Annotated in this window: 10 protein-coding genes; all 10 read left to right on the top strand. The window is 74.4% G+C overall.

The genetic code is table 11. From position 1 onward, the window contains the following. Positions 1-2,099 precede the first annotated feature (2,099 nt). The 10 genes from ASF78_RS21300 (at position 2,100) to murJ (ending at position 12,747) form a co-directional block, all read left to right on the top strand. On the top strand, positions 2,100-3,092 hold the full coding sequence (locus ASF78_RS21300; protein ID WP_082495292.1) for a hypothetical protein: 993 nt from the start codon (positions 2,100-2,102) through the stop codon (positions 3,090-3,092). Beyond that, entirely contained in the window at positions 3,089-4,129 is a 1,041-nt protein-coding gene (locus tag ASF78_RS21295) for an HAD-IIA family hydrolase (protein WP_056594525.1), read from the top strand. Before ASF78_RS21300 ends, ASF78_RS21295 begins: the two co-directional genes overlap by 4 nt. Before the next feature lie 158 nt (positions 4,130-4,287). Then, positions 4,288-4,446: a hypothetical protein gene (locus tag ASF78_RS22885; RefSeq protein ID WP_200940690.1), complete on the top strand. Its 159-nt coding sequence runs from the start codon at positions 4,288-4,290 to the stop codon at positions 4,444-4,446. Positions 4,447-4,452: 6 nt separating this feature from the next. Beyond that, on the top strand, positions 4,453-5,274 hold the full coding sequence (locus ASF78_RS21290) for a TlyA family RNA methyltransferase (protein WP_056594522.1): 822 nt from the start codon (positions 4,453-4,455) through the stop codon (positions 5,272-5,274). After that, on the top strand, positions 5,271-6,167 hold the full coding sequence (locus tag ASF78_RS21285) for an NAD kinase (RefSeq protein WP_056594520.1): 897 nt from the start codon (positions 5,271-5,273) through the stop codon (positions 6,165-6,167). Before ASF78_RS21290 ends, ASF78_RS21285 begins: the two co-directional genes overlap by 4 nt. After that, positions 6,164-7,894, top strand: a complete 1,731-nt coding sequence (recN, locus tag ASF78_RS21280; RefSeq protein WP_056594551.1) for a DNA repair protein RecN — start codon at positions 6,164-6,166, stop codon at positions 7,892-7,894. Before ASF78_RS21285 ends, recN begins: the two co-directional genes overlap by 4 nt. 6 nt (positions 7,895-7,900) lie before the next feature. Then, entirely contained in the window at positions 7,901-9,079 is a 1,179-nt protein-coding gene (steA, locus tag ASF78_RS21275) for a putative cytokinetic ring protein SteA (RefSeq protein WP_056594518.1), read from the top strand. 73 nt (positions 9,080-9,152) lie between these two features. Next, the gene (locus ASF78_RS21270; RefSeq protein WP_056594515.1) at positions 9,153-10,184 is read left to right on the top strand and encodes a copper transporter; all 1,032 of its coding nucleotides are present in this window, start codon (positions 9,153-9,155) and stop codon (positions 10,182-10,184) included. Beyond that, positions 10,181-11,071 (top strand): hypothetical protein, encoded by an 891-nt coding sequence (locus ASF78_RS21265; protein ID WP_056594513.1) that lies wholly within the window; start codon positions 10,181-10,183, stop codon positions 11,069-11,071. The genes ASF78_RS21270 and ASF78_RS21265 overlap by 4 nt, the downstream gene beginning before the upstream one ends. Beyond that, on the top strand, positions 11,068-12,747 hold the full coding sequence (gene murJ, locus ASF78_RS21260; RefSeq protein ID WP_056594510.1) for a murein biosynthesis integral membrane protein MurJ: 1,680 nt from the start codon (positions 11,068-11,070) through the stop codon (positions 12,745-12,747). The genes ASF78_RS21265 and murJ overlap by 4 nt, the downstream gene beginning before the upstream one ends. Positions 12,748-12,773: the final 26 nt, after the last annotated feature.

Genomic DNA, 12,773 nt, shown 5'->3' with positions numbered 1-12,773 from the left:
GCCGATGGTACTGCACTCGCCAGGGTGTGGGAGAGTAGGACGCCGCCGGACATCATTCAGGAAGAGCCACCCCTACGGGGGTGGCTCTTTCTGTTTCCCCAGCAGCTTTGTGCGCGCAACGTCGGGCGTATTGATCACCAGGAATCACCGCAGTGTCGTCCCCGTTCCGCGTCGTCGGTGCGGCCCGCTGGTTGCCGACCGGCACCCGGAGCCGGGGATGAGACGATGGGGCGGTCGATCGCGACGAGGAGAGCACACAGATGAACAGCGAGAATCGTGCCGGGAGCACACCCGACGGCCGCGGCCGGTCGGGTGGGGCGGACCGAGGCCGACCCGACGGCAACAACAGCTCGGCACGTGACTCGCGAGGCGGTGGCGGAGCACCCCGAGGTGCGTCTGCCGGAGGTAGCGGACGGCCGCGGTCAGGCGGTTCGTCGTACAGCTCCGGAAGCGAGCGGGGCTACCGTCCGTCGTCCGGCGGGCGTCCGCCCGGCGACGATCGTGGCTTCCGTCCCTCGTCCGCCGGCCGCGCTGGTGACTCGCGCGGCGCGGACAGATCCTCGTCCGGTGGCGACCGACCGTCGTACGGCACCAGGTCCGGCGGTGACCGACCCGCCTACGGACGCGGCGACCGTCCCTCGTACGGTGACCGCGGCAGTTCCGGGACCCGCAGCGGTGGCGGCGAGCGTCCGTCCTCCGGTGACCGCCAGGGCGGGGACCGGGGAAGATCGACCGGGCGCCCGTCGTACGGCGACCGCACGGACGGTCGCGATCAGGGCCGTGGTGCTGACCGTCCCTCTTACGGTGACCGGTCCCGCCCGTCGTACGGGAACCGTCCTTCCAACGATCGCTCGTCCGGCGGGCGGGATGCGGGTGGCCGTCCCTCGTACGGCGACCGTGGCGCATCGGGTGACCGTGGGCGCGGCGACCGTCCCCAGTACGGTGACCGCCCCGGAGGAGATCGCCCGTCGTACGGCGGTCGCCCGAGTGGAAACCGCTCCGGGGGCGGAGACCGTCCGTCCTACGGCAGTCGTGGTTCCGGTGATCGGCCGTCGTACGGCGAACGGTCTGGTGCTGCTGGCGATCGCGGCGCCCCGGGCGGTGGCCGTCCGTCCTACGGTGACCGATCCGGCAGCGGCCGTCCGTCGACGGCACGCCGCCCCTCTTACGGCGACCGGCCGGGAGGGGGAGACCGAGGACGCGGTGACCGTCCCTCGTACGGTGCCCGGTCAGGTGGAGAGCGCGCCGGCTATGGCGACCGTCCCTCGGGCGGAGACCGCCCGTCGACCGGAGGCCGGTCGGGTGGCGGCGATCGTCCGTCCTACGGCAGCCGTTCGGCCGGGGGTGACCGGCCGAGCTACGGCGATCGGTCGGGTCGTCCGTCCGGCGACCGTCCGTCCTACGGCGACCGCTCCGGGAGCTCGCGTCCCGGGTACGGCGACCGGCCCACGGGTGACAGGTGGTCGTCCGGCGACCGTCCGTCCGGCGCCGGCCGTCCGTCGTCTGACCGGCCGTCGTCTGGCGACCGGTCCGGTGGCCAGCGCTCCGGCTACGGAGATCGCCCCGCGTACGGCGGCGACCGCGGCGCGCGTCCTTCTTCTGGTGACCGCAGCCGTGGTGCGGATCGTCCTACGTATGGTGACCGCCCCGCTGGGGGCGGCGACCGCAGCCGTGGTGCCGACCGATCCTCTGGCGGCGACCGCGCAGGTGGCGGCCGTACGACCGACGATGACCGTCGGTCCTCCGGCGACCGGTCGGGCCAGGGTGGTCGCTCCGCCGGTGAGCGCAGCTCGACCGACCGGCGTCCGCCGAGCGACCGGCCGTCGTCGAGCGGTCAGCGTCCGCCGTCCGCAGATCGAGCCGCTCGGCCCGCGGGCGAGCGAGGCAGCTACTCCCGTCCCGCGGCCGGTGGCAACCGGGCCGATCGTCCGGCGACGGGTGATCGTCGCCCGCCCTCCGGCGGGTCCGGTCGGGACGACCGGTCCGGCTCGAGCCGGGGCCACGCGCACGGCGAGGACCGTCGGGAGGATGCCGACCGTCGGCTGACGCGTCCTCCGCAGGAGGAGCGCGTCGTCGCGCCCGAGATCCCGGACGAGGTCGTGTTCAGCGACCTCGACCGCTCCGTCCGTGGGCGCCTGCGCACCTTGAGCAAGGACAACGCGGACGGCGTCGGCCGCCACCTCGTGATGGTGGGCCGGCTCCTTGACGCCCAGCCCGAGCTCGCGTACGAGCACGCACAGGCGGCAGTTCGGCGTGCGGGGCGCGTCGACGTCGTGCGGGAGGCGGCCGGTCTCGCGGCGTACCGCACGGGCCGCTACGCCGAGGCGCTGCGGGAGCTGCGCACGGTGCGACGGCTGAACGGCTCGTCGGAGCACCTGGCGATCATGGCCGACTGCGAACGCGGCCTCGGCCGCCCCGAGCGGGCGCTCGCGCTGGCTCAGGAGCCGGAGGCCGAGACCCTCGACGCGGAGGCGAAGATCGAGCTCGCGATGGTCGTCAGTGGCGCACGCCTGGACCTCGGTCAGGCCGACGCTGCCGTGGCCGCGCTCTCGACGCCGGCCGTGCGTGCGGGGACCGGTGTCGTCTCGATCCGCGTGGCTCAGGCACGGGCCGCCGCACTGGAGGCGGCCGGTCGGACGGACGAGGCAGTCGCGGAGCTCGCGCCCTACACCCAGGACCAGCTCGACGAGGCCGCCGGTGATGTCGAGCTGGAGGACGAGGTCGTCTCGTTCGACCTGAGCGAGTTCGACGCCGATGGTGAGTACGACGACGTGCCCGAGGCGGAGGGCGCGAACGACTCTGACGACGACGAGTCCGATGACGACGCAGAACACGATGTCGACGCCGGTGCTGAGGCCCATGATGCGGCCGACTCGGCAGTCGACGTCGACGACGTGTCCGCTGAAGCAGGCGGTGTCACGGCCGCGGACGACGCCGAGAACGCACCTGATGGGGACGGTGTGGGCGGCTCGGACGGCGGCGGCAGTCCGGACGGAACAGACGCACGTGCCGACGTGGTGGACGACGCCGATCCCGACGCGGCGCGCGACCAGGCCGGGCCGGGTACGGACGAGGCGGAGGGCGGTCGGTGACGGGCGGTCTCGTCGGTTCGCAGACGCCGCTCGCAGACCGGTTCGACCTCGCGCTCGTCGACCTCGACGGGGTGGCCTACCGTGGCCACGAGCCGATCGACGGCGCAGCCGAGGGGCTGACGGCGGCGCGCGTGCGTGGCATGCGGTTGGTGTTCGTCACCAACAACGCGTCGCGTGAGCCGGAGTCCGTCGCGGACCAGCTCACGGAGCTGGGCATCGCGGCGGAGCCGTCGGAGGTCATGACGGCCGCCCAGGCGGCCGCGCAGCTGCTGGCGACACGGCTGCCGCGCGGGTCGAAGGTGCTGGTCGTCGGCGGGGCCGGACTGGTCACGGCTGTGCGGGCGGCGGGGTACGTGGTCGTGGAGTCCGCGGACGACGATCCCGCGGCGGTCGCGCAGGGGTTCGCGCCGGAGGTGGGCTGGCCGCAGCTGGCGGAGGCGGCCTATGCCGTCGGACGCGGTGCGTGGCACGTGGCGTCGAACCTCGACCTGAGCCTGCCGACGGCGCGCGGGTTCGCGCCGGGGAACGGCTCGCTGGTCGGCGCGGTGCGGGCGGCGACCGGCGTGACGCCGGACAGCGCGGGAAAGCCGGCGCCCACCATGTACGACATGGCCGTGGAGCGGGTCGGGGCACGGGAGACGCTCGTCATCGGTGATCGTCTCGACACGGACCTCGCGGGCGCACGGGCGGGCGGGTACATCGGCCTGCACGTGCTGACGGGTGTGAGCTCGGCGCGCGACGACGTGCTGGCCGTGCCGGGGGAGCGTCCGCACCTGATCGGCGCCGACCTGCGGTCGTTGCTGGTCGCGCACCCGGAGCCGCAGCAGTCCGCCGAGGGCTGGTGGACCGTTCGCGGTGCGTCGGCCCGCGTGCTCGACAGCCGGCTCGAGCTCGGTCGCGGGACGCCGTCGACCGTCGAGGACGAGATCGATGTCGTGCGGGCTGCGTGCGCGGCGGCGTGGGCCGCGGTCGACGGCGGTGCGGAGCTCGACCCGACGACCGTCCCGGAGCTGGCGACGGCGCTCGTCCAGGACTGACCTCGGCGGCCGGAGGACCAGGCTGTGTGTGGCGGCAGGGCGTTGTGGGCTGCGCCAGGTAGCGTGGGCGCGTCCCGTGGCGCGTCAGTGCCCATCGGGTCCGTCGGTCAGCGTTCCGCGGACCGTACGGGCACACGACCACGTCGGGAGGCGGCGCAGTGAGCGAGACGGACTTCACCTCGACGTCGGACGACGCCGTCGACCAGGCGCTGTCGGCACTGACCGGGCTCGAGGACCAGCCGCTGCGTGACCATGTCGCGGTGTTCGACGCGGTCCACGGCGCGCTCCAGGACCGGCTCGCGGACGCGGAGGGCTGACCCGCGGTGACCACACGCCTCGACACGGAGCTGGTGCGTCGCGGTCTGGCCCGGTCGCGCCGGCACGCCGGTGAGCTGATTGCCGCCGGCCGGGTGACCGTCGACGGCTCCGCAGCGGACCGCAGCGCCGTGCAGGTCACGGACGAGCGGCAGGTCGTCGTCCGGGCCGACGAAGCAGACCCCGGGTATGCCTCACGCGCCGGGTTCAAGCTGGCGGGTGCTCTCGACACGCTCGGCGCGGACGGTCCGGTCGTGGCCGGGAGGCACTGCCTCGACGCGGGTGCGAGCACCGGGGGCTTCACCGACGTGCTGCTGCGCCGTGGCGCGGCGCGGGTGGTCGCGGTCGACGTCGGGCACGACCAGCTGGTCGACGCGCTGCGCCAGGACCCGCGGGTCGAGGTCCGGGAGGGTGTCAACGTCCGGACGCTCACCACGGGCGACGTCACCCCGGCACCGGACCTCGTGGTCGCGGACCTCTCGTTCATCTCGTTGACGCTCGTGCTCCCCGCGCTCGTCGCCGTGGCCCGCCCCGACGCGGACCTGCTGCTGATGGTGAAGCCCCAGTTCGAGGTCGGGCGCGACCGTCTCGGGTCCGGCGGGGTCGTCCGCCTGCCCGGGCTGTGGGTGGACGCGGTGGTCGGTGTCGCCCGCGCTGCCGCCGAGCTCGGACTCGCGGTGCGCGCGGTGGTCCGGAGCCCGCTGCCCGGACCGAGCGGGAACGTCGAGTTCTTCCTGTGGCTGGCCCGGCCCGACGACGCCGGTCCGGTACAGGTGCCCGTCGATCGCATCCGCGACGCCGTGCTCGCGGACGGAGAGGTGGCCACGTGAGCCGTCGTGCCCTGGTCGTCACCCACGGTGGCCGTGAGGAGGCCGTGTCGGCCACCCACGAGGCAGTCCGGGAGCTGGAACGCGCCGGTGTCGAGGCGGTCCTGGCCGCGGAGGACGCCGACGCAGCCGACCTGCCGACGTTCGAGCTCGCCATCGTGCTCGGTGGCGACGGGACGATCCTGCGCGCGGCCGAGCTCACGCGCGGGACCACCGTGCCCTTGCTCGGGGTGAACCTCGGGCACGTCGGGTTCCTCGCCGAGAGCGAGCGGGAGGACGTCGGCGAGGCCGTCCGTCGCCTGACCGCGGGCGAGTTCGACATCGAGGAGCGCGGCACCCTGGACGTGCGGGTCATCCGCCCGGACGGGAGCAGCGGCACCGGGTGGGCGCTGAACGAGGCCGCCCTGGAGAAGGTCGAACGGTCGCGCATGCTCGAGGTGCTGCTCGAGGTCGACGGCCACCCGCTGTCGTCGTTCGGCTGCGACGGGGTCGTCGCGGCCACCGCCACGGGCTCGACGGCGCACGCGTTCTCCGCCGGTGGTCCCGTGGTCTGGCCGGACGTGGACGGGATGATCCTCGTGCCGATCTCGGCGCACGCCCTGTTCGCGCGACCCCTGGTCGTCGGGCCTCGCAGCAGGCTCGCGATCGAGGTGCTCGAACGCTCGCCGGCAGCAGGCCTGGTGACGCTCGACGGACGCCGACGCCTCGAGGTGCCCCCGGGGTCACGGGTGGAGGTCACACGAAGCGACATCCCGGTGCGCCTCGCACGGCTGACGCCGGCGCCGTTCACGACGCGCCTGGTGAACAAGTTCGGGCTCCCGGTCGACGGGTGGCGCGGCCGCCCGAGCGCACCACGGCCGACGGCACGACCTGCGCCCCCGGAGGTGACGGCATGATCGAGGAGATCCGCATCGACAACCTCGGCGTCATCGGCCGGGCGCACGTCGAGCTCGGGCCGGGTCTGACCGTCCTGACGGGTGAGACGGGCGCCGGCAAGACGATGGTGCTCACGGCGCTCAACCTGCTGCTCGGCGGCAAGGCCGACCCCGCGACCGTGCGTGTCGGGTCGGCATCGGCGGCGGTCGAGGGTCGTGTCGTGCTCGACGCGGGCGGCGCTGCGCTCGAGCGGGCGGCGGAGGCGGGTGCCGAGCTGGACGACGACGGGAGCCTGGTGATCCTGCGCACCGTCGGCGCCGGCACCGACGGCGTGACCGGTCGCTCCCGGGCGTACGTGGGCGGACGGTCGGTGCCGCAGGGGATGCTCGCCGAGCTCGCCGACGAGCTGGTCACCGTGCACGGACAGGCCGACCAGGCGCGGCTGCGGTCGCCGGCCGTGCAGCGGGAGGCGCTCGACGAGTTCGTCGGGGCCGCACACCACGAGCTCCTCGCCCGGTACCGCGCCGCCTGGGCGGAACGTGCACGCGTGGACGCGGAGCTCACCGAGCTCGTCGACCAGGCGCGGGACCGGACGCGCGAGGCCGAGCTCCTGCGACTGGGGCTCGCCGAGGTGGAGCGGGTCGACCCGCAGCCCGCGGAGGACGTCACGCTCGCCGAGGAGGTCGACCGGCTCTCGCACGCGGAGGACCTCCGGACGGCCGCGGCGGGCGCGCACGCCGCGCTCGTCGGGGAGGACGGGGCCGACGAGGGCGCCGCGGCGGTCGGCACGATCGAGCTCGCGCGCCGGCTGCTCGAGCACGAGGGCACCCACGACCCCGCGCTCGCCGCGCTGGCCACGCGGATCGCCGAGGCCGGGTACCTGCTCGCGGACGTGTCCACGGACCTGGCCGCGTACCTGGAGGACCTGCAGGCGGACCCGCTCCGCCTCGACGCCGCCCAGCGCCGCCGGGCCGAGCTCGGCGGCCTGACGCGCAGCTACGGCAGTACCGTGGACGAGGTGCTGGCCTGGGCGGACACCGCCGGTCGTCGCCTTCTCGACCTCGACGGTGGGGACGAACGGATCGCAGAGCTGCGCGAGGCGCGCGGTCGGCTCGACGACGAGCTGGGCACGCTGGCGGAGGGACTGTCGGCAGGCCGGCGCGGCGGGGCCGAGCGGCTCTCCGCCGTCGTCTCCGAGGAGCTCTCCGGCCTCGCGATGGGCGGCGCCGAGCTGCGGGTCACCGTCGACCCCGCGGACGAGCCCGGACCGCACGGCGCCGACCGGGTCGAGATGCTCCTCGTCCCGCACGCCGGGGCGCCCGCACGACCGCTCGGCAAGGGTGCGTCGGGGGGTGAGCTGTCCCGCGTGATGCTCGCGATCGAGGTCGCGCTCGCGACGGCCCCCGGGGCCACGCGGCCGGGCACGTTCGTCTTCGACGAGGTCGACGCGGGTGTCGGTGGCCGGGCGGCGATCCAGGTCGGCCGCAGGCTCTCGGCCCTCGCGCAGGGCAGCCAGGTGCTCGTCGTGACCCACCTCGCGCAGGTCGCGGCGTTCGCCGACCACCACCTCGTGGTGACCAAGTCGACCGCCGACGGGGTCGACGTGGTCACCGAGTCGGACGTGCGTTTGGTCACGCGCGACGAGCGTGTGCGCGAGCTCGCCCGCATGCTGTCGGGTCAGGAGGACTCCGACGCCGCGCGGACGCACGCTGCAGAACTGCTCGAGCTCTCGTCCGTGGGACGATGAGCGGCGATGAGAGCCTCCCTGCGCAAGCGCACCGCCATGCCCGAAGCCGGCGTCGCCGCCGGCCCGGCACGTGTCGACCCTCGGACCAAGGCGCTGACCAAGCGTCTGCGGCCCGGTGACATCGCGGTCATCGACCACCTCGACCTCGACCGGGTCTCCGCCGAGGCGCTCGTGGCATGCCAGCCCTCGGTCGTGCTCAACGCGGCGCGCTCCACGTCGGGCCGGTACCCGAACCTCGGCCCGGAGATCCTCGTCGAGGCGGGCATCCCGCTGATCGACGACCTCGGGGCCGACGTCATGGCCGTCACCGAGGGGCACCGGCTCCGGATCGTCGACGCCGCGGTGTACGACGGGGACACCCTCGTCGCCGAGGGTGTGCTGCAGACCGAGGCGAGCGTGGCGGCGGCGATGGAGGAGGCCCGCGCCGGCCTCTCCGTGCAGCTCGAGTCCTTCGCGGCGAACACCATGGACTACCTGCGCCGCGAGCGGGACCTGCTCCTCGACGGGATCGGTGTGCCGGACATCTCGACCGTGATCGACGGTCGGCACGTCCTCATCGTCGTGCGCGGCTACCACTACAAGGAAGACCTCGTCACGCTCCGTCCGTACATCCGTGAGTACCGGCCGGTGCTCATCGGGGTCGACGGGGGAGCGGACGCGATCCTCGACGCCGGGTGGAAGCCCGACCTCATCGTCGGCGACATGGACTCCGTCTCCGACCGCGCCCTGATGTGCGGCGCGGAGGTCGTCGTGCACGCCTACCGCGACGGCCGTGCGCCCGGGCTCGCCCGCGTCGAACAGCTCGACGTCAAGCACGTCGTGTTCCCGGCGACCGGCACGAGCGAGGACGTCGCCATGCTCCTCGCCGACGACAAGGGCGCGGAGCTCATCGTCGCCGTCGGCACGCACGCCACGCTCGTGGAGTTCCTCGACAAGGGCCGCTCCGGCATGGCGAGCACCTTCCTCACGCGGCTGCGGGTCGGCAGCAAGCTCGTCGACGCGAAGGGTGTCTCGCGGCTCTACCGGAACCGGATCTCGAACGTCCAGCTCACGCTCCTGGTCCTCGCCGGACTCCTCGCCCTCGGCGTGGCGCTCGCGTCGACCGCGGCGGGTCAGACCCTGATCGGCCTCTCGGGCGCCCGCATCGACGACATCACGTCGTGGATCGGCGGTCTGTTCGGATGACCCCGGTCGCTGCCCTCACCCTGCACCTGGTCCCGGTCCCCGCCGGTGACGTACTCGACGGAGACCTCGCACTGTGATCGACTTCCGGTACCACATCGTCTCGCTCATCTCGGTCTTCCTCGCGCTCGCCGTCGGAATCGCGCTCGGCGCCGGACCTCTCAAGGAGACGATCGGGGACACGCTCACCGGCCAGGTCGAGCAGCTGCGCGGGGAGAAGGACGCCCTGCGTGCCGAGCTCGACACGACCACCGGCGCGCTCCAGGACGCCGAGACGTACATCGACGCCGCGGGTCCGCAGCTGCTCGACGGCTCGCTCGCCGACCGCCGCGTGGCCGTGATCGCGCTCGGTGAGGTCGACGAGGCGATCCGGACCGCGATCGACGAGCGGCTCGCCCAGTCCGGTGCGAGCGTCACCGCGCACGTGACCTTGACCGAGACGTGGGGAGACCCGGACGCGCGGACCTTCCGGCAGGCCCTGGTCGGTCAGCTGCTCACGTACCTCGACCCGGTCCCGGCCGACGACGCCGGCGTGGAGGAGGAGCTGGCCTCCGCCCTCGTGCAGGCGCTCGTCACGTCGGACCCGAGCAACCCGGACGTGCTGTCCGACGACGCGTCCGTGCTGCTGCAGCTCCTGTCGTCGGGCGAGAGCGACAGCCCGCTGGTGACGGTCGCGGACCAGGTCACCGTGCCCGCCGACGCGATCGTCGTCCTCGGTGTGCCGCTCGAGCCGGTCGCGGAGGACGCGACACCCACCGCGGTGCCCGCCGAGTCCGTCGCGGCGCAGCTCGCCGTGCTGAGCGCCGCCCAGGAGCTGTCGTCGGGCGCGGTGCTGGCCGACGGCCCGCGCGGCGAGGGCAGCCTCACCGACGCGGTGCTCGCCGACCAGGAGCTGGCGGCGACCGTGACGACCGTCTCGGGCACCGCCGTGGTCACCGGGCAGGTCAACGTGCCGCTCGCCCTCGCAGGCCGGATCGCGGGGACCAACGGCCACTACGGCTTCGGTGAGGACGAGACGCCGCTGCCCGCGGCCGTGGAGCTGCCCCCGGTCGACCGGACGCCGCGGGTTCCCGAGGGCACGGGGGCGACCGCCGGGACCGAGGGGTGACCGTCGGCCTGCCGCGGCGCATCCTCACGGGTGTCGTCGCGAGCGCGGTGACCGCGGCCGTGCGTGGCGTCCTGGACGCCCAGGCGCCGGGTGGCCAGGCGCGCTGGACCCGCACGAACCACCGGGGCGAGCCGATCAGCCTCTTGGAGGGACCGGCCGTCGCCGCGGGTCTGCTCGCGGGCGGCCTGGTCGGCGCACCCTCGACACGGGGAGCCGTGGCGCTCAGCGTCGCGACCGCGTCGGGTGCTGCCTTCGGTCTGGTGGACGACCTCGGCGAGGACACCACGACGCGACGCAAGGGGCTGCGCGGTCACCTCGGCGCGCTCGCGCGCGGGGAGCTCACCACGGGTGGCCTGAAGGTGCTGGGCATAGGTGCCGGCGCGCTCGTCGCCGCCGCCGCCGCGACGCCCCTGCACCGGGCCGACGGCACCCGTCGTCCGACGGTCGGTTGGCTGGCCGACGTCGCCGCGTCGGGTGCGCTCGTCGCGTCGAGCGCCAACCTGCTGAACCTCCTCGACCTGCGGCCCGGTCGCGCCCTCAAGGCAGCGACGCTCGTCGCGGCCCCGCTCGGTCTGGGCGCGGGTGACGGTGCCGGTGCCGGAGCTGCCGTGCTCGGCGTCGTGGGTGCCGCGATGGACCAGGACCTGGCGGAGGCCGACATGCTCGGCGACGGCGGCGCCAACGCGCTCGGCGCGACCCTGGGCGCGGCGGTGGTGCTGAGCGCCCCCCGACCCGTCCGGCTGGCAGCGCTCGGCGTGGTCGTCGCGCTGACCGTCGCGAGCGAGAAGGTCAGCTTCACGCGCGTGATCGAGCGCACCCCCGTGCTGCGCGAGGTCGACAGCTGGGGTCGGCGGCCCGTCGACGCGCCGGTGGACCGGTCCGCGTGAGCCCCGCAGCACGGCGCCTGCTCGCCGGGCTCGGTGGCGCCGCGGTCATGATCGCGGCCGTGACGGTCCTGAGCCGCGTCCTCGGGTTCGGCCGGTACCTCGTCCAGGCGCTCGCGTTCGGCGAGGGGAGCATCGGCGGGGTCTACAACGCCGCGAACACGCTGCCCAACGTCCTGTTCGAGGTCGCGGCCGGCGGCGCGCTCGCCGGTGCGCTCATCCCGGTGCTGGCGCTGCCGGTGTCCCGTGCACTGCGCAAGGACGTCGACGCGATCACGTCGGCGACGTTCGGCTGGACGCTGCTGGTCCTGGTCCCGCTCGGCGCGGCGCTCGCGGCCGCCAGCGGGCTGATCGCGTCGGTGTGGCCGAAGCTCGACGACGCCGAGCGCGGGCTCCTGCAGTTCTTCATCGCCGTGTTCGCCGTCCAGGTCCCGATGTACGGCGTCGCGGTGCTGCTGTACGCGGTGCTGCAGGCGCACAAGAAGTTCTTCTGGCCGGCGTTCGCCCCCGTGCTCTCGTCGGTGGTCGTGATCACCACGTACCTGGTCTACGCGGTGCTGTCCGACGGTGAGCTCGACGATCCCGCCGCCGTCACGGACGGTGCGCTCGCCGTCCTGGGGTGGGGGACCACGCTCGGCGTCGCGGCGATGTGCTTCCCGATGTTCGTGCCGGTCCACCGGCTCGGCGTGCGGATCCGGCCGACGCTGCGGTTCCCGCCCGGGGTGGGCAGGCGGCTGGCTGCGCTGGCGTTCGCCGGCGTCGGCTCGCTCGTGGCGCAGCAGCTCTCGGTGCTGGTCGCGCTGTGGGTGGCCAGCGAACGCGGCAGCGTCGGCACGTGGTCGGTCTACCTCTGGTCGCAGCAGGTGTACCTCCTGCCGTACGCCGTGCTCGTCGTCCCGCTGGCCACGTCGACGTTCCCCCGCCTCGCCCAGCGGGCTGCGTCCGGGGAGCACGACGCGTTCGCCCGGATGGCGTCCGGCACCCTGCGTGCCGTCCTGGCGGCGGCGGCTCTGGGTGCGGCCGTGCTGGTGGCGGTCGCACCGGCCGTCACCGACATCTTCGCCGTCCTCACGGGCGGTGGTCCGGCCCTGGACGCGATGACCACCGCGATCACCTGGATGGCCCCCGGGCTGCTGGGGTTCGCGCTGATGTTCCACGCGTCCCGCGCGCTGTACGCGCTCGAGCGCGGACGGTCGGCGATCACCGCCAACGTCGTGGGCTGGGGCTCCGTCGTCGTCGCGACGCCGGTGCTCGCGGCCGTGCTCGCACCGGCGGGCGACGACCCCGCAGCAACCCTCCTGGCGCTCGCGCAGGCAGGCTCCCTCGGCATGCTCCTCGGCGGCCTCCTCGCCGTGGTCCTGCTGCGTCGCGCCGCGGGGCGTCCCGCCACCCGAGGCCTCGTCCGCTCGGCGGTCGTGCTCGTCCTCGGCGCCGGCGTGGCCGCGCTCGCCGGACGGTGGGTCGTCGACGCCGTCGCGGAGCTCGCCGGTCACGGCCCGGTCACCGCGGTCGGCGCAGCAGCGGGTGGCGCCGTCATCGCGGCGTTCGTCGTCGCGGGCGCGGTGCTCGCCGGTGACCGCGCCACGGTGCGGGACTTCCGGACCATCGAGGCGCAGCCGCGGCCTCCGGAGCAGGTGCCCGTCACGGATCCTGCGAACCCCGGTGCGCCGCTGTCCTGACGGGCGACGTGTCCGGACTCACCCCG

The sequence above is a fragment of the Cellulomonas sp. Leaf334 genome (assembly GCF_001424195.1).
GTDB lineage: Bacteria > Actinomycetota > Actinomycetes > Actinomycetales > Cellulomonadaceae > Cellulomonas.
Note: the sequence above shows the minus strand (reverse complement) of the source record. Positions and strands in the feature narration are given on the sequence as shown.